General features: G+C 65.8%; 13 protein-coding genes. 12 read left to right on the forward strand and 1 reads right to left on the reverse strand.

Annotated elements, in window-relative coordinates; translation table 11 throughout:
* Nucleotides 1-5: 5 nt before the first annotated feature.
* From EL249_RS04180 to lpxC, 9 genes are all read left to right on the forward strand, one after another.
* Nucleotides 6-1,658, forward strand: coding sequence for a Mur ligase family protein (locus EL249_RS04180; protein ID WP_040531686.1), 1,653 nt, complete (start codon nt 6-8; stop codon nt 1,656-1,658).
* On the forward strand, nt 1,652-2,935 hold the full coding sequence (gene ftsW / locus EL249_RS04185) for a putative lipid II flippase FtsW (RefSeq protein WP_005674156.1): 1,284 nt from the start codon (nt 1,652-1,654) through the stop codon (nt 2,933-2,935). Before EL249_RS04180 ends, ftsW begins: the two co-directional genes overlap by 7 nt.
* The gene (gene murG / locus EL249_RS04190) at nt 2,932-3,999 is read left to right on the forward strand and encodes an undecaprenyldiphospho-muramoylpentapeptide beta-N-acetylglucosaminyltransferase (protein WP_005674155.1); all 1,068 of its coding nucleotides are present in this window, start codon (nt 2,932-2,934) and stop codon (nt 3,997-3,999) included. The genes ftsW and murG overlap by 4 nt, the downstream gene beginning before the upstream one ends.
* Complete coding sequence (gene murC, locus EL249_RS04195) at nt 3,996-5,465, forward strand: UDP-N-acetylmuramate--L-alanine ligase (protein ID WP_005674154.1); 1,470 nt, start codon at nt 3,996-3,998, stop codon at nt 5,463-5,465. Before murG ends, murC begins: the two co-directional genes overlap by 4 nt.
* Nucleotides 5,458-6,462, forward strand: a complete 1,005-nt coding sequence (locus tag EL249_RS04200) for a D-alanine--D-alanine ligase (RefSeq protein ID WP_005674153.1) — start codon at nt 5,458-5,460, stop codon at nt 6,460-6,462. The genes murC and EL249_RS04200 overlap by 8 nt, the downstream gene beginning before the upstream one ends.
* Nucleotides 6,459-7,253 carry a cell division protein FtsQ/DivIB gene (locus EL249_RS04205; RefSeq protein WP_005674152.1) on the forward strand — a complete coding sequence of 265 codons (795 nt, stop codon included), beginning with the start codon at nt 6,459-6,461 and terminating at the stop codon, nt 7,251-7,253. Before EL249_RS04200 ends, EL249_RS04205 begins: the two co-directional genes overlap by 4 nt.
* Before the next feature lie 15 nt (nt 7,254-7,268).
* Nucleotides 7,269-8,501: a cell division protein FtsA gene (gene ftsA / locus EL249_RS04210; protein ID WP_005674150.1), complete on the forward strand. Its 1,233-nt coding sequence runs from the start codon at nt 7,269-7,271 to the stop codon at nt 8,499-8,501.
* A gap of 159 nt (nt 8,502-8,660) precedes the next feature.
* Nucleotides 8,661-9,821 carry a cell division protein FtsZ gene (gene ftsZ / locus EL249_RS04215; RefSeq protein ID WP_005674148.1) on the forward strand — a complete coding sequence of 387 codons (1,161 nt, stop codon included), beginning with the start codon at nt 8,661-8,663 and terminating at the stop codon, nt 9,819-9,821.
* Between the two features lie 274 nt (nt 9,822-10,095).
* Nucleotides 10,096-11,016 (forward strand): UDP-3-O-acyl-N-acetylglucosamine deacetylase, encoded by a 921-nt coding sequence (lpxC, locus tag EL249_RS04220; RefSeq protein ID WP_005674145.1) that lies wholly within the window; start codon nt 10,096-10,098, stop codon nt 11,014-11,016.
* 63 nt (nt 11,017-11,079) lie between these two features.
* On the opposite strand, the gene EL249_RS04225 is transcribed toward lpxC, so the two are convergent.
* Nucleotides 11,080-11,568, reverse strand: coding sequence for a DciA family protein (locus EL249_RS04225; protein ID WP_040530023.1), 489 nt, complete (start codon nt 11,566-11,568; stop codon nt 11,080-11,082).
* A 177-nt stretch (nt 11,569-11,745) separates the two neighbouring features.
* On the opposite strand from EL249_RS04225, the gene secA reads away from it, so the two are divergent.
* The 3 genes from secA (at nt 11,746) to EL249_RS04240 (ending at nt 16,971) form a co-directional block, all read left to right on the forward strand.
* Nucleotides 11,746-14,556 (forward strand): preprotein translocase subunit SecA, encoded by a 2,811-nt coding sequence (secA, locus tag EL249_RS04230; RefSeq protein WP_005674143.1) that lies wholly within the window; start codon nt 11,746-11,748, stop codon nt 14,554-14,556.
* Between the two features lie 265 nt (nt 14,557-14,821).
* A complete protein-coding gene (gene argJ / locus EL249_RS04235; protein WP_005674142.1) occupies nt 14,822-16,051 on the forward strand; it encodes a bifunctional glutamate N-acetyltransferase/amino-acid acetyltransferase ArgJ in 1,230 nt (409 codons plus the stop codon).
* A gap of 47 nt (nt 16,052-16,098) precedes the next feature.
* On the forward strand, nt 16,099-16,971 hold the full coding sequence (locus EL249_RS04240) for an ATP-binding protein (RefSeq protein ID WP_040531680.1): 873 nt from the start codon (nt 16,099-16,101) through the stop codon (nt 16,969-16,971).
* Nucleotides 16,972-17,007: the final 36 nt, after the last annotated feature.

The following is a 17,007-nucleotide window of genomic DNA, read 5'->3' on the forward strand; positions in this document are numbered from 1 at the left end:
TGGGCATGATCGAACTCAATCGGAAACGGGCGGCCGTCATCGGGCTGGGCCAGTCGGGCCTGGCCATGGCGCGCTGGCTGGCGCGTTCCGGCAGCGATGTGCTGGTTTTCGATGATCGCGCCCAGCCGCCGGGCCTGGATGCCCTGCACGCACAGGTTCCGGGGGCAACCTTCCACAGCCGCACGCTGGATGCCGGTGTGCTTGATGCGGCCGGCCAGATCGATCTGCTGGCCTGGAGCCCGGGCGTCTCCTGCGAGACGGGTGCCGGTGCCGCGCTGCATGCGGCCGCCCGCGAACGGGGCATTCCTGTTCATGGCGAGCTGGATTTCTTCATGGATGCCATCGCCACGCTGCGCGCGCAGGGGGCCAGGACCGATGTGGTGGCCATTACCGGCACCAACGGCAAGACCACCGTCACGCGGCTCTGCGCCTTCCTGGCCAACGAAGCGGGCCTGGAGGCCGTGGCTGCCGGCAACATCAGTCCCTCCATGCTGGATGCGCTGATGGATCGCCTTGGCGACCTGCCCATCGAGCCCGTGCCGGCCCCGCTGCAGGAATCGGCGCCCGAGGATGAATCAGCGCCCGAGAGCCTGCCGCCCAGTGCTGCCGCCGCCGCCATGCCGCGGCTGTGGGCGCTTGAGCTGTCCAGCTTCCAGCTGGCCGTGTCGCGGCCACCCGCCTGCCAGGCGGCCGTGGTGCTCAACGTCACGCCAGACCATCTGGACTGGCATGGCTCGATGGAAAACTATCGGGCTGCCAAGCTGCGCATCTACCCGGCAGCAGAGCGCCGTGTCGTCAATCTCGACGACCCGCTGGCCGATCCGGACCTGCCCGCGCCGTGGGATGTGCCTGCCGAACCCGAGGTTCCTCAGCCAGCCAAGGGGCGTTCGCGCGCCAAGGCCAAGGTCGAGGTGCCCGTGCTGGCGCCGCGTACCGATTTCTCGCTGCACACCCCACATTCCGCACCTGCCTTCGGTCTGGTGCGTGAGGGCGGTCTGGCCTGGCTGACCGAGGCCTTGCCGGAAGAGATTCCTGGTGGTCGTCGTCGCAAGGTCGAGCCCGTGGATTTCGTGCTCAACCGCCTGATGCCGGCCGACGCGCTGCGTGTGCAGGGCGCCCACAACCATGCCAACGTGCTGGCGGCACTGGCGCTGCTGCGCGCCTGCGATGTGCCGATGCGCGCCATGCTGCATGCGCTGCGTGCCTTCGTGACCGATCACCACCGCTGCGAACCGGTCACGGTGGTCAACGGCATCGAGTACATCGATGACAGCAAGGGGACCAACATCGGGGCCACGGTGGCCGCCCTGCAGGGCCTGGGCCGCCGCGCCGTGCTGATTGCCGGTGGCGTTGGCAAGGATCAGGATTTCTCGTTGCTGGCACCGGCGGTGGCCGCACATGCCCGCGCCGTGGTGCTGATCGGCCGTGATGCACCGATCCTGCGCGCTGCGCTGGCAGACACCGGCGTTGCGCTGGAAGACGCTGCCGACATGGATGCCGCCGTGCGTGCCTGTGCACGCCTTGCACAGGCCGGTGATGTGGTGCTGCTGTCGCCGGCCTGCGCCAGCTTCGACATGTTCCGGGGCTACGACCACCGGGGCGAGGTCTTTGCCGCAGCCGTGCGCGCCATGGCCGAGGAGGCAGGTCAACCATGCTGAATCGCCTGGCTGCATTGCCGGGCTTTGCCTGGCTGGGAGGAGGGGCTGCCGATGCGCGCAAGCCCGCCACCGCTGCGCGCGGACGCCGTGCGCCGGCAGCCGCCAGCCGCGGGCTCACGCAGCGCACCCTGGCCAACAGCAACGTGCAGCGCTTTGACGAGGCGCTGCTGTGGATGACGGCGCTGCTGCTGGGGCTGGGCCTGGTGATGGTGTATTCGGCCTCCATCGCGCTGATGGAAAAGCGCGACCCGTCCGGTGATGCCTCCACCTTCTATCTGATCCGCCAGAGCGTGGCCATCTGCGTGGCGCTGGTGGCAGGGCTGTTCGCGTACGCGGTGCCGCCGGCACGCTGGCAGCGGCTGGCCAGGCCGCTGTTCTTCGGTGGCGTGCTGCTGCTGATCCTGGTCTTCGTGCCCGGCATCGGCAAGCGGGCAGGAGGTGCCTACCGCTGGGTGTCGCTGGGTGTGGCCACCGTGCAGCCCACCGAGCTGATGAAGCTCTTCGTGGTGCTGTACGTGGCTGACTATGCCGTGCGCAAGCAGGCCCTGATGCCGCACCTGTGGCGGGCGTTCGTTCCGATGGCCATCGCCCTGTCGGTGGTCGGGATGCTCATCATGCGCCAGCCCGACCTGGGCGCACTGATCGTCATCCTGCTGGTGGCGATGGGCGTGCTCTTTCTGGGCGGCATGAACCCCCGGCTTTTCTTCGGCATGGCGGCGTTCCTGGGCTTCGTGTTTGCTGCCTTCATCCTGCTGGTGCCCTTCCGGCGGGCGCGCTTCTTCTCCTATCTGGATCCGTTTGCGCGCGCCAATGCCGAGGGCAGCAGCTATCAGCTCACCCATTCGCTGATGGCCATCGGAAAGGGTGAATGGCTGGGCAGCGGACTCGGCGCCGGTGTGGCCAAGCTCAACTTCCTGCCCGAACCGCATACCGACTTCCTGTTCGCCACCATCGGCGAGGAGCTGGGCATGGTCGGGATGCTGGTGGTCATCCTGATGTTCTTCTGGGTGGTTCGCCGCTGCTTCGAGATCGGCCGCCAGGCCATCGCTTTCGAGGAGTTCTTCAACGGGCTGGTCGCGCAGGGCATCGGGCTCTGGATCGGCCTGCAGGTCTTCATCAACCTGGGCGTGAACCTCGGGCTTCTGCCCACCAAGGGTCTGACGCTGCCCTTCATGAGTTTCGGGGGCACCGCCATCCTGATGAATTGCGTGGCCATGGCCATCGTGCTGCGCATCGATGTCGAGAATCGCAGACTGATGCGGGGGAAAATGGCATGAGCGCCAAGCGCGTCCTGATCATGGCCGGCGGTACCGGCGGCCACATCTTCCCGGGGCTGGCCGTGGCTGAACAGCTGCGCGAGCGCGGCTGGGAGATCTTCTGGCTGGGCAACCCGGACGGCATGGAGGCACTGCTGGTGCCCCAGCACGACATCGAGATGAAGCACGTGCATTTCCAGGGCTTCCGGGGCAAGGGTCTGATGGCCAAGCTGCGCATGCCGCTGCGTCTGCACCGTGCCTGTGGCGAGGCGAAGAAGGCCTTCAAGCAGGTGCGCCCGCATGTGGTGCTGGGCATGGGCGGCTATGTCACCGTGCCCGGGGGGCTGGTGGCGCGCAAGCTGGGCGTGCCGATGGTGCTGCATGAGCAGAATTCGGTCGCCGGCATGGCCAACCGCTTCCTGGCGCGCTTTGCGGCGCGTGTGCTGGTGGCCTTCCCGGGCGCGATGTCGCGGGCGGTCTGGGTGGGCAACCCGGTCAACCGCGCCATTTCCGCCATTCCGGCGCCCGAGCTGCGCTACCGTGAGCGCAGCGGTCCGCTGAAGGTGCTGGTGGTGGGCGGCAGCCTGGGGGCGCAGGCCTTCAATCGCATCATTCCCAACGCCTTCGGTCTGATCGAGCCCGAGCGGCGCCCTGAGATCCTGCATCAGAGTGGTCGTGCGCATCTCGAAGAGCTGCGGACCAACTACAAGAACGCAGCGGTCGACGCACAGGCCGTCGCATTCATCGACAACATGGCCGAAGCCTATTCCGAGGCCGATCTGGTGATCGCCCGTGCCGGTGCCACCACGGTGTCCGAACTGGCGGCGGCCGGGGTCGCGTCGATCCTGATTCCCTATCCGCACGCGGTGGACGACCACCAGACCGGCAATGCCCGTTTCCTGTCCGAAACCGGTGCGGCCATCCTCATTCCCCAGACGGAGCTGACGCCCTCGGGGCTGTCGTCGCTGCTGGCGCATTTCAACCGTCCGGCCCTGGCGGCCATGGCGGCCAAGGCACGCGCCCTGGGCAAACCCGATGCCGCCTCCATCGTGGCAGATACCTGCGAGGCAGTGGCAAGAGCATGAAACACAAGGTACGGAAGATTCATTTCGTGGGCATCGGCGGCGCCGGCATGAGCGGCATTGCCGAGGTGCTCCTCAACCTGGGCTATTCGGTCAGCGGTTCGGACATGAACCGCTCGACGGTGCTCGAGCGCCTGGAGAGCCTGGGTGCCAAGGTCCACGTTGGACACCAGGCCGAGCATGTGGAAGACGCCGACTGCGTGGTGGTCTCCACGGCCGTGCGCGCCGACAATCCGGAAGTGCGCCGTGCCCGAGCCCGGCGCGTGCCGGTGGTGCCGCGCGCGCTGATGCTGGCCGAGCTGATGAAGCTCAAGCAGGGGGTGGCCATTGCCGGAACGCACGGCAAGACCACGACCACCAGCCTGGTCGCCTCCATCCTGGCCAAGGCGGGTCTGGATCCCACTTTCGTGATTGGTGGGCGCCTGAACAGCGCCGGTGTCAATGCCCGGCTGGGCAGTGGCGACTACATCGTGGTCGAGGCGGATGAATCCGATGCCTCGTTCCTGAACCTGCTGCCCATGATTGCGGCCGTCACCAACATCGACGCCGACCACATGGACACCTACGGCCATGACATGGCCCGTCTGAAGCAGGCGTTCGTCGACTTCCTGAACCGGCTGCCGTTCTACGGTTCGGCCGTGCTGTGTCTGGATGATCCGCACGTGCGCGAGATCGTCCCCTTCGTGTCCAAGCCCACCATCACGTATGGACTGGGCGAGGATGCCCAGGTGCGGGCCGTGGACGTGCGTGCCGAGGGTGACCGGATGCATTTCCAGGTGCTGCGCGAGAACGAGCCGCCCCTGGAGGTCTCACTGGCACTGAGCGGCGAGCACAACGTGCGCAATGCCCTGGCGGCCATTGCCATCGCCACCGAACTGGGGGTGAAGGCTGAGGCCATTGTCGCGGCATTGGCGGAATTCCGCGGGGTTGGACGACGTTTTGAACGATACGGTGAGGTGCCGGTACCCGTGCGTGAAGGGCGCGAGGGCGCACAGGCTGGCCAAACGGCAGCCGCATCGGGTACCTTTACCCTCATCGATGACTACGGGCATCACCCGGTCGAGATCGAGGCGACGCTTCGGGCCGTTCGCGGCGCCTTTCCGACGCGGCGGCTGGTGCTGGCCTTCCAGCCGCACCGCTATTCCCGCACGCGCGATCTCTTCGAGGATTTCGTCCGTGTGCTGGGCATGGCCGATCAGCTCATCCTGACCGAAGTATACGCAGCCGGTGAACCTCCGATCGTGGCTGCAGACGGTCGGGCACTGGTGCGCGCCGTGCGGCTTGCCAGCCAGCGGGATCCGTTGTTCGTCGCCGATGTCGCCGAATTGCCGACGACGGTACTGGGACTGGTGCAGCCAGGCGACGTCGTCATCACGATGGGCGCGGGCAGCATCGGTACCATCCCTGCGCAGATCGTGGCCCGGATGTCCGCCGCCACGCCTTCCCGACAAGGAGCCGAGCATGAGTGAATCCTTGAATCCGCTGCCGTTCCCCGTGCAGATCGACCCCGACGCGCTGGGACGCGTCGTGGTGCTGATGGGCGGACATTCTTCCGAGCGCAATGTCTCGCTGGATTCCGGCCGCAATGTGCTGAAGGCCCTCCAGGCCAAGGGGGTCAATGCCGAAGCCTTCGATCCGGCGGAGCGATCGCTGGGCGACCTGGAAAAGGCCGGCTACGACCGCGCCTTCATTGCGCTGCATGGCCGCTACGGCGAGGACGGCACCATCCAGGGTGTTCTGGAGATGCTGGGCATTCCCTACACCGGCTCGGGGGTCATGGCATCGGCAGTGGCCATCGACAAGATCAGCACCAAGCAGATGTGGCAGGCAGGCCGCCTGCCCACGCCGCCGTGGGAAGTGCTGCTGGGGCCGCATCAGCTGGCCGGACTGGCCGAGCGCCTGGGCCTGCCGCTCATCATCAAGCCGCCGCACGAAGGTTCCACGCTGGGCCTTACCCGCGTCGATTCGCTGGACCGCCTGCCCGCCGCCTATGAGCGTGCGGCCGACATCGATTTTCCGGTGCTGGCCGAGCGTTTCGTGCAGGGGCGCGAGCTGACGGTGGCCGTCATCGGCAGTGGTGCGGCCGCGCGTGCGCTACCCATCGTGGAGATCCGTGCACCCAACGGCAACTACGACTACCGCAACAAGTATTTCACCGACGACACGCGCTACCTGTGCCCCGCACCGCTCGTGCCGGCCATGGCGGCCGACATCGCGTCGCTGGCCGAGGCGGCCTACCGGGCCGTGGGCTGCGAGGGCTGGGGGCGTGTCGACATCATGCTGGACGACGGCACGCAGCGGCCCTGGCTGCTGGAAGTGAACACGTCGCCGGGCATGACCGGCCACTCGCTGGTGCCCATGGCGGCGCGTGCCGCAGGCATCTCGTATGAGGATCTGGTTCTGGGCCTGACGGCTCAGGCATCGCTGAAAATACAACGACGTGTTGCATCGGAGGCAATTGCGTGAATTTGTGGCATGATCCGCGCGCGCTGAACGCCATTGCCAACGTTATGGTAATGGCTGCGTTCGGCTGCCTGCTGCTTGCCTGCATCTGGTGGGTAGGCCAGCGATCGACGTTCGATCTGCTGGCCATCGAGGTGGGGCCGGTCAACGGGCGCATGCTGGATCATGTCGATCAACGGATGATGGATGCCCAGGGCGTCAATCGTCTGGAAGGAAATTTCTTTACCGTGGGGCTGGATCGTGTCCGTGAGCATTTCGAGCAGGTACCTTGGGTACGTCGTGCCGAAGTTCGCCGCATCTGGCCCAACCGTCTTTTCGTTGCGCTCGAGGAGCACCAGGTGCTGGCGCGCTGGAAGGATGACAGCGGTCGTTTCGTCAACACCCATGGGGAACTGTTTTCGGTGAATCCTGCCGAAGTTGCCAATCACCAGAACCTGCTGCTGCTGTCCGGCCCGGACGGCAGCCAGGCGCTGGTCGCCCGCCGTTACGACGAGCTGGCCCATCAACTGCTGCCGCTGTCGATGCAGCCGGTGGAACTGGAACTGTCCGACCGCCAGTCGTGGACGGCGCGGCTCGACAGTGGCATCACCCTGAAGATGGGGCGTGACGAAGGCTTGCCCGTGGCCGACCGCGTGGCCCGCTGGGTCACGGCGCATCCGCTGATCCAGGCGCGCCTGAACGGCCGTGCCGAGGTCATCGACCTGCGCTACCCGAACGGCTTTGCCGTGCGTGCTCCCGGAGCGTTGGAACCGCATGACGGCAACGGTCATCCTCATCGTGACAACCTTCATTGAGTGCCGGAACGGATCATGACACGTGACAACAAGGATCTGCTGGTAGGCCTGGACATCGGCACCTCGAAAGTGGTGGCGATCGTGGCCGAGCTGCATGCGGATGGCGAGATCGAGGTCATCGGCACCGGCCAGCATGAATCGAACGGCCTGAAGAAGGGTGTCGTCGTCGACATCGAGAAGACAGTTGCCTCCATCCAGGCTGCCCTGGAAGAGGCCGAGATCACTTCCGGCAACAAGATCCAGCAGGTGGTCACCGGCATCGCCGGCAGCCACATCCGCAGCTTCAACTCCATCGGCATGGTGGCCATCAAGGACAAGGAAGTCACCGAGGCCGACGTGGCGCGCGTCATCGAGACTGCCAAGGCGGTGGCCATCCCCACCGACCAGCAGATCCTGCACGTGCTGCCCCAGGAGTTCATCATCGACGGCCAGGAGGACATCCGCGAGCCGGTGGGCATGAGCGGCGTGCGGCTGGACGTGAAGGTGCACGTGGTGACGGGTGCCGTCTCGGCGGTGCAGAACATCATCAAGTGCGTGCGTCGTTGCGGGCTGGCCGTGCAGGATCTCATCCTGCAGCCGCTGGCCTCGGCCAACGCGGTGCTCACCCACGACGAGAAGGAACTGGGCGTGGCACTGGTGGACATCGGTGGCGGCACGACCGACATCGCCGTGTTCGTCGGTGGCTCCATCCGCCACTCGGCCGTCATTCCGGTGGCGGGCGACCAGATCACCAACGACATTGCCATGGCGCTGCGCACGCCCACGGCCGACGCCGAGGAGATCAAGCTGCGCCACGGCCTGGCCAAGCCCACGCTGGCCAACCCGGGCGAGAAGATCGAGGTGCCCGGCATCGGTGACCGCGGGCCGCGGTCGCTGTCCAAGCAGGGCCTGGCATCGGTCATTGAGCCGCGCGTGGAAGAGCTGTTCCAGATGGTCCAGCAGACCATCCGCGAATCGGGCTACGAAGAGTCGCTGTCGTCCGGCATCGTGCTCACCGGCGGCTCCAGCCTGCTGCCGGGCATGGCCGAGCTGGCCGAGGACATCTTCCTCAAGCCCGTGCGCGTGGGGGCCCCCGCCTACAGCGGCAGCCTCTCCGATGTCGTTCGCACACCCAGGTACGCCACGGCCATGGGCCTGCTGGAGGAAGCCCGCCAGCAGCGCCTGAAGGGTCGCAAGGTCGCGGAGCAGTCGGGGTCCTTCCGGGACACGATTCGCCGCATGAAAGAATGGTTTTTCGGGAGTTTCTGAGACAGAATCACGTTCGATCCCGAATGATCGCCGGGCCGCCCGGAAGGGCGGCCGACAGGGAACGGTATCCTTGCCCGGTACCGCACCCGCCAGTCCGGAGGCTCATGCCATAGCGGCGCGCCTGACGACTGTTCATTCAAAACAGGAGGTTTTTCAGCTATGACGTTCAAGATGTTGGAAACAGATGTCGATGGCGCCGTCATCAAGGTGGTGGGCGTCGGTGGTGGCGGTGGCAATGCCGTCAACCACATGGTCAACCGTGGCGTGCAGGGCGTCGAGTTCATCGCAGTGAACACCGACCGCCAGGCGCTGGCCCGTTCGCTGGCCGGCCGCACCATCCAGCTGGGTGATGCCGGCCTGGGCGCCGGTGCCAATCCCGAGGCAGGCCGGGCCGCAGCCCAGGCCGAGCGTGGCAACATCCGCGCTGCCCTGGAAGGCGCCAACATGGTGTTCATCACCGCCGGCATGGGCAAGGGCACCGGTACCGGCGCTTCGCCCGTGGTCGCCGAGATCGCCAAGGAACTCGGCATCCTGACGGTGGGCGTGGTCACCAAGCCCTTCAACTACGAAGGCAGCCGCAAGCAGCGCGTGGCCGACGAAGGCATCGAGAACCTGATCGGCCAGGTGGATTCGCTGATCGTGGTGCTCAACGAGAAGCTCTTCGAGGTGATGGACGAGGACGCCACCCTGGAAGACGCCTTCAAGCGCGCCGACGACGTGCTGCACAACGCGGTGGCCGGCATTGCCGAGATCATCAACGTGCCCGGCCTGGTGAACGTCGACTTCGCTGACGTGAAGACCATCATGGGTGAGCAGGGCAAGGCCATGATGGGTATCGGCGAGGCTTCGGGCCTGGACCGCGCTCGTCTGGCTGCCGAACAGGCCGTTTCCTCGCCGCTGCTCGACGGCGTCGACCTGCATGGTGCCCGCGGCGTGATCGTCAACATCACCGCCAGCCGCTCGCTGAAACTGCGTGAGACCAACGAGGTCATCAACACCATCAAGCAGTTCTGCGCCGAAGACGCCACCATCATCCACGGTACCGTCTACGACGAGGACATGGAAGACTCGCTGCGCGTCACCGTCGTGGCAACCGGCATCGGCAAGGTGGTCCGCAAGCCCCAGCTGGTCTCGCAGCCGGCCGTCAAGACCGGTACCGACGACCTGGCCCTGGACACGGTGGATGCCATCGGTGGTCTGGATGAGCCGAACGTGTTCCGCAACCCGCGCAGCCAGGCGGCCGAGCGTGTCAACGCCATGTCCCAGAAGGGCGTCGAGCGTCTGGACATTCCTGCCTTCCTGCGTCGCCAGGCCGACTGATCGTCCATCCTGGCCCTGATCGGCGGCCGGCGCAGTCCGAAAAGCGTCGCGTGGATCCGGGGCATCTGCCGTCATGGGCAGTGCCCGGTGTTCGCAGCGTTTCAGGAACCTGCCCGGCACGCCAGGGCCACGGGCCTCGCCCAGCCGCTGTCATGGCGGGGTGATCGTGTCCGTGTCGCCCATGGATGAACGGCCATGAGCCCATGGCCATGAATGCCTGACCCTGAATCCCTTCGGGCCATGATGCCGGCCCCAACACTGACGGAGTTGGAAGATGCTGAGACAGCGAACCCTGCGTGGACCGGTGCAGGCCATCGGTATCGGCCTGCATTCGGGGCAACGGGTTTCCCTCAACATCAAGCCTGGTCCGATCGACTCCGGTATCGTCTTTCGTCGGGTGGATCTCGATCCGGTCGTCGAGTTGCCGGCGCTTGCCCATCGCATCACCGATACGCGGCTCAACACCACGCTGTCGGCGGATGTCGAAGGCCCGGGGCTGCAGGTCAGCGTCCACACCATCGAACACCTGATGTCCGCCCTGGCAGGGCTGGGCATCGACAACGCACAGATCGACATCACCGCCAGCGAAGTGCCCATCCTGGATGGCTCGGCGGGCTCGTTCGTCTATCTGCTGCAATCGGCCGGCCTGGAAGAGCAGGCTGCGCCCAAGCGTTTCATCCGCATCCTCAAGCCCGTCGAGATTGTCGACGGCGACAAATGGGTGCGACTGGAGCCCCATGAAGGCATGAAGTTCAGCTTCGAGATCGCTTTCGGGCAGGCGGCCATTGATGCCACCGGCCAGCGCATCGAGATCGACTTCGCCACCACGTCCTACGTCCAGGAAATCGCCCGCGCCCGCACCTTCGTGATGGCCAGCGAGGTTGAATTGCTGCGCAAGCATGGGCTGGCCTTGGGGGGCAGTCTGGACAACGCCATCGTCGTCGACGACGATCGCGTGCTGAATTCCGACGGCCTGCGCTATCGCGACGAGTTCGCGAAGCACAAGGCGCTTGACGCCATTGGCGACCTCTATCTTATTGGGCATCCCATCCTGGGGGCCTACCATGCCCGCAAGTCCGGCCACCACATGAACAACCTGCTGGTGCGTGCCGTGCTGGATGACCCCGAAAGCCACGAGATCGTTACCTTCACCCAGCGCCGCAACCTGCCCACGTTCTCGCTGGATTGGGGTTGAGAATATCCCTTGCTGATTTGCTGAACGGAAAGCGCGGACATGCGCCCGCGAGCTGCTTTTCGTTCATGGCTCCTGCAGGTATCCCCGCTGCCGCTGCACGAAGGCTTCCAGGGCGGCGCGCAGCTCGGGCGTGACCTGCCCGGAGGCTGCCAGGGCGGCCATTGATTCGACGGCCCGGGGCGGTACGGGCTGTTTGGCCCGCGGTGGAGGCGGCACCGGCATGAAGACGGTGTTGGGCCGAAACTTCACACGGTTGACCAGCCAGCCTCGGGCCTGCAGGCCGTCGACCAGGCGCGGCTCGTACTGACGCAGGCGTGCTGCCATGGCGCTGGAGGGGGCCGTGACCAGCAGCACCTGGCGATCCAGCTTGATGGGGATGAGGCGCACGGAGGGCAGGATGGTGTGCAGGTCCCTTCCCAAGCGATCCAGACGCTGCCAGGTCTGCCACAGTTCGGGCGTTCGGGCCTTCATGTGCTCCAGCATGGGGCGGCCCTCGCGGTCGCGCTCGCGCAGCGTGCGCCGCCGGCCGCTGCCTTGTTGCGCGCTGCCCACGGCCTTGCCGCCAGACCCCGCCCGGGAGGGCGTCGGTCGGCCTGAGGGGGGTCTCAATGGGGATTGGCCGTTGAATTCCGGGTCGCGTGATACCATTTTCAGCTTACTTTGCCAAGGTCATGATGGTCCCGGCATGTCGCCGTGGCTCCCATTATCGCCTGCAGAACCCTCCTGCCAATGTTCCAGACACTACTGACCAGCATCTTCGGCAGCCGCAATTCGCGGCTCCTGAAACAATACCGCCGTCGCGTGGCGCGCATCAATGCGCTGGAGCCACAGATGGAGGCGCTGTCCGACGACGAGCTGCGCGGCAAGACCCGCGAGTTCCAGGCGCGCATCCAGGAAGAGGTGGCAGCCGGCAAGCCGGTGAACGACGTGCTGGACGCCATCCTGCCCGAGGCCTTTGCAGTCTGTCGCGAGGGCTCGAAGCGCATCCTGGGCATGCGTCACTTCGACGTGCAGATGCTGGGCGCCATGGTGCTGAATGCCGGCAAGATCGCCGAGATGCGCACCGGTGAGGGCAAGACGCTGACCGCCACGCTGGCGGTCTATCTGAATGCGCTGGCCGGCCGGGGCGTGCACGTGGTCACGGTCAACGACTATCTGGCCCAGCGTGACGCGGCCTGGATGGGACGGCTCTACAACTTCCTGGGCCTGACGGTGGGCGTCATCGTGGCCCAGCAGCCGTCCGACGAGAAGCGGGCTGCCTATCAGGCCGACATCACCTACGGTACCAACAACGAGTACGGCTTTGACTACCTGCGCGACAACATGGTGTATGACGCCGCGTCGCGCATGCAGCGCAAGCTGTTCTACGCCATCGTCGACGAGGTGGACTCGATCCTGATCGACGAGGCGCGCACGCCGCTGATCATCTCCGGTCCGGCCGAAGAGAACGCCGAACTGTACGTGCGGATGAACGCCGTGCCCCCCATGCTCACGCCGATGGAGAGCGAGCCCAAACAGGGCGAGGAAGATCCTCCGGGCGACTACTGGGTGGATCACAAGGCGCATCAGGCCTACCTGTCCGAAGCTGGCCACGAGCACGCCGAACAGATCCTGACGCAGCTGGGCCTGCTGCCCGAGGGGGCCAGCCTGTACGACGCCGCCAACATCTCGCTGGTGCATCACCTGATGGTGGCGCTGCGGGCGCACACGCTGTTCCTGCGTGACCAGCACTATGTGGTGCAGAACGACGAGGTCGTCATCGTCGACGAGTTCACTGGCCGCCTGATGGCAGGCCGGCGCTGGTCCGATGGCCTGCACCAGGCGGTGGAAGCCAAGGAAGGCGTGAAGATCCAGGCCGAGAACCAGACGCTGGCCTCGATCACCTTCCAGAACTATTTCCGGATGTACGAGAAGCTGTCCGGCATGACCGGCACGGCCGACACCGAGGCCTACGAGTTCCAGGAAATCTACAACCTGGAGACCGTGGTGGTGCCCACGCACCGCCCCATGGTGCGCAACGACATGCAGGATCTGGTCTACCGTACTGCCAAGGAAAAGTACGACGCCATCCTGGCCGACATCCGCGACTGCCACGAACGTGGTCAGCCGGTGCTGGTTGGCACAACCTCCATCGAGAACTCCGAGCTGGTGTCCAACCTGCTGAAGAAGGCCGGGTTGCCGCACAACGTGCTCAACGCCAAGCAGCACGATCGCGAGGCCGAGATCGTGGCGCAGGCTGGCCGGCCGCACCAGATCACCATCGCCACCAACATGGCGGGCCGGGGTACCGACATCGAGCTGGGTGGCAGCCGTTCCAGCGTCATCAACGCCATCGAGATGCGCGAGGACCTGGATCCCGAGGCCAAGAAGGCCGAGATCGCCCGCTTCCAGGATGAATGGCAGAAGGTCCACGAGGAAGTGCTCGAGAAGGGCGGTCTGCACATCATCGGTACCGAGCGGCACGAGTCCCGTCGTATCGACAACCAGCTGCGTGGTCGTGCCGGTCGCCAGGGCGACAAGGGTTCGTCGCGCTTCTACCTGTCCATGGAAGATCCGCTGCTCAAGATCTTCGCCGGTGACCGCCTCAAGGCCATCATGGATCGTCTGAAGCTGCCCGAAGGCGAGGCCATCGAGTCCGGTCTGGTGTCGCGCGCCATCGAGTCCGCACAGCGCAAGGTCGAGGCCCGCAACTTCGACATCCGCAAGCAGCTGCTGGACTATGACGACGTGGCCAACGAGCAGCGCAAGGTCATCTATGCGCATCGCAACGAGCTGCTGGATACCGCCGATGTCTCGGAGGTGATCACCAACCTGCGCCAGGGCGCGCTGGAAGAGGTGTTCCGCCGTCATGTGCCTGAAGGCACGGTGGAAGAGCAGTGGGACATCAACGGTCTGGAGAAGGAGCTGCAGAACGAATGGCAGCTGCCGGTGCCGGTGTCGCAGTGGCTCAAGGAAAACGAGGACCTGGGCGACGAGGCCATCCTGGCACGTATCGTCGAAGAGGCCGACAAGCGCTACCACGCCAAGATCGAGCGGGTGGGGGCCGAGGCCTTCGGCAACTTCGAGCGCTCGATCATGCTGCAGTCCATCGACCAGCACTGGCGTGAGCACCTGTCGGCGCTGGAGCACCTGCGCCAGGGCATTCACCTGCGTGGCTATGCGCAGAAGAATCCCAAGCAGGAGTACAAGCGTGAGGCCTTCGAGCTGTTCGAGAACCTGCTGGGCATCATCCGCACCGAGGTCAGCCGCGTGCTGATGAACGTGCAGATCCAGTCGGCGGCCGAGGCCGAGCAGGTGGCTGATCAGCTGGAGGATCGTGCCGAGCAGACCGCAGGCGGCGCACGCATGATGCATGCCGACTCTTCCGAGCTGGGTGGCATGGACGAGGATCCAGAAGCCGTGGCCCTGCGCTTGCAGGAGGTGGCGTCGGCCAACCCGGCCCAGCGTCCTATCGTCAACGGCCACCATGTGGGTCGCAACGATCCGTGCCCCTGCGGCTCGGGCAAGAAGTACAAGCACTGCCACGGCAAGCTGGCCTGATGCCGACGTGCAGGCCGTGTCCGCCCTGATGGACACGGTGCCTCAGTCATGTGTCATGTCCCCGTCCTGAGGGGACCCTCGACGCCCACCGGGATCTCCCTGATCCGGTGGGCGTTTTATCATTGGCCTTTCCCATGCGGCAATCCCGGACGACCCAAGGCAGCTCCACGCTGGAGGCCTGGAGTCAGGTGCGATGCCGTGAGCCTGGGCAGCGGAGACCCCGTTTCTGCTGTGCAGGTCTGGAACCAACAACGAGGAAGACCCCATGCCCGTCAATCTGACCGCTCCCGATGCCGCCAGCCTGTTGCCTGTAGCCGGCGTGGAACTGGGTACCGCCCGTGCAGGCATCCGCAAACCGGGCCGGCGCGACCTGCTGGTGGTGCGTCTGGCCGAGGGTACCCAGGTGGCGGGGGTCTTTACCCGCAACCGTTTCTGTGCAGCCCCTGTGGTGGTGTCGCGCGAGCATCTGGCGGCTTCGCAGGGACAGATGCGGGCGCTGGTCGTGAACACCGGCGTGGCCAATGCCGGCACCGGTGCCGAAGGGCAGCGCAACGCACAGCAGGTCTGTCAGGCCGTGGCTGCCGAACTGGGCGTGCCGGCCGATACCGTGCTGCCGATGTCCACCGGCGTGATCCTGGAGCACCTTCCTGTCGAGCGCATCGCGGCCGGTGTGCCGGATGCCGTGGCCGATCTGGCACCCACACACTGGGTGGAGGCGGCCGAGGCCATCATGACCACCGACACGCTGCCCAAGGCGGTGTCGCGCCGCGTGAAGCTGCCCGGCGGCGAGGTGGTGATGACCGGCATTTCCAAGGGCGCCGGCATGATCCGTCCCAACATGGCCACCATGCTGGGCATGATTGCCACCGACGCAAGAATTGCCCCCGACCTGCTGCAGACCTGGGTGCGTCGCATGGCCGACGCCAGCTTCAACCGCATCACGGTGGATGGCGACACGTCCACCAATGACACCTTCCTGCTGCTCAGTACCGGCCAGGGGGCGGTGAGCATCGCCCGTGATGACGATCCGGGGGCAGCCGAACTGCTGCAGGCGCTGGTCGAGACCGCCGTGCAGCTGGCCCAGTCCATCGTGCGCGATGGCGAAGGCGCCACCAAGTTCGTCACCATCCAGGTGGAAGGTGCCGGCAATGACGGCGAGGCCGCGGCCGTGGCCTATGCCATCGCCCATTCTCCGCTGGTCAAGACGGCCTTCTTCGCGTCCGACCCCAACCTGGGGCGCATTCTGGCAGCCATCGGCTATGCCGGTATCGATGACCTGGACGCGGACAGGCTGGAAGTGTGGCTGGACGACGTACGCGTGGCCAGCCAGGGTGGGCGCGATCCGGAGTACCGGGAAGAAGACGGCCAGCGCGTGCTGAAGCAGGCCGAGTTCACCGTGCGGGTGCGTCTGGACCGTGGGACGGTCAGTACCACCGTCTGGACCTGCGACCTGTCGCATGACTATGTGACGATCAATGCGGACTACCGGTCATGAGCGGGCTACCTGATCAGGCGCAGCGCGCCACCGACCTGCAGCCTGTCCTGCAACGCCTCGGTCGGTTGCTCGATACTGTCGAACCCCTGTTGGGCCAGCTTGCCCAGGCAGCACCTGTGGCACGCGAGCCCGACTGGTCGGCCAGCGCCTTCCGCTGGCAGCGTCGCCAGACGCCCTTTGGCAGTGTGGGCGAGCTGCGGTCCATTGCACGCCCCGCCACGCTGCGGCTGGAAGACCTGCAGAACGTCGATGAGCAGAAGCGTCTGGTAGAGGCCAATACCCGCCAGTTCGTGCGTGGGTTGCCGGCCAACAATGTGCTGCTGACCGGTGCACGGGGTACCGGCAAGTCATCCCTGGTCAAGGCCTGTCTGCCCACGTTCCGCGATGAAGGTCTGCGGCTGGTGGAGGTGGACAAGGCGCAGCTGACCGATCTGCCCGAGATCGTCGAGCAGTTGCAGGAGCGGCCCGAACGTTTCATCGTCTATTGTGACGATCTGTCCTTCGAGCAGGGGGAGGGGGCCTACAAGGCGCTGAAGACGGTGCTGGACGGATCCTTGTCCGGCCAGGCCGACAACGTGCTGGTCTATGCCACTTCCAATCGTCGGCACCTTATGCCCGAGATGCTGTCCGAGAACCTGCAGGCCAGCCATCAGGCTGATGGCGAGATCCATCCGGGCGAGACCTCGGAAGAGAAGGTGTCGCTGTCCGAGCGCTTCGGACTGTGGATCGCGTTCTATCCGTTCCGGCAGGATGACTATCTGGCGGTGGTGGCACACTGGCTGCGTCATTTCGGGGCCGATGATGCGGCGGTGGAGGCCGCCCGGGCCGATGCGCTGCGCTGGGCGCTGGAGCGGGGCTCCCGTTCCGGTCGCGTGGCCTGGCAGTTTGCCCGTGACTGGGCGGGGCGTCACGGACAGTGATTGAGTCCTGCGCCCTGGGGCCAGGCAGACAGCACA

It is taken from the genome of Lautropia mirabilis (assembly GCF_900637555.1).
Taxonomy (GTDB): Bacteria; Pseudomonadota; Gammaproteobacteria; order Burkholderiales; family Burkholderiaceae_E; genus Lautropia; species Lautropia mirabilis.

Excerpts from the sequence above, each read along its gene's own strand:
- EL249_RS04200 (WP_005674153.1), top strand. The coding sequence starts at position 5,458 with ATGAGTGAATCCTTGAATCCGCTGCCGTTCCCCGTGCAGATCGACCCC.
- argJ (WP_005674142.1), top strand. The coding sequence starts at position 14,822 with ATGCCCGTCAATCTGACCGCTCCCGATGCCGCCAGCCTGTTGCCTGTA.
- ftsA (WP_005674150.1), top strand. The coding sequence starts at position 7,269 with ATGACACGTGACAACAAGGATCTGCTGGTAGGCCTGGACATCGGCACC.
- lpxC (WP_005674145.1), top strand. The coding sequence starts at position 10,096 with ATGCTGAGACAGCGAACCCTGCGTGGACCGGTGCAGGCCATCGGTATC.
- secA (WP_005674143.1), top strand. The coding sequence starts at position 11,746 with ATGTTCCAGACACTACTGACCAGCATCTTCGGCAGCCGCAATTCGCGG.
- murG (WP_005674155.1), top strand. The coding sequence starts at position 2,932 with ATGAGCGCCAAGCGCGTCCTGATCATGGCCGGCGGTACCGGCGGCCAC.
- murC (WP_005674154.1), top strand. The coding sequence starts at position 3,996 with ATGAAACACAAGGTACGGAAGATTCATTTCGTGGGCATCGGCGGCGCC.
- ftsW (WP_005674156.1), top strand. The coding sequence starts at position 1,652 with ATGCTGAATCGCCTGGCTGCATTGCCGGGCTTTGCCTGGCTGGGAGGA.
- EL249_RS04180 (WP_040531686.1), top strand. The coding sequence starts at position 6 with ATGATCGAACTCAATCGGAAACGGGCGGCCGTCATCGGGCTGGGCCAG.
- ftsZ (WP_005674148.1), top strand. The coding sequence starts at position 8,661 with ATGACGTTCAAGATGTTGGAAACAGATGTCGATGGCGCCGTCATCAAG.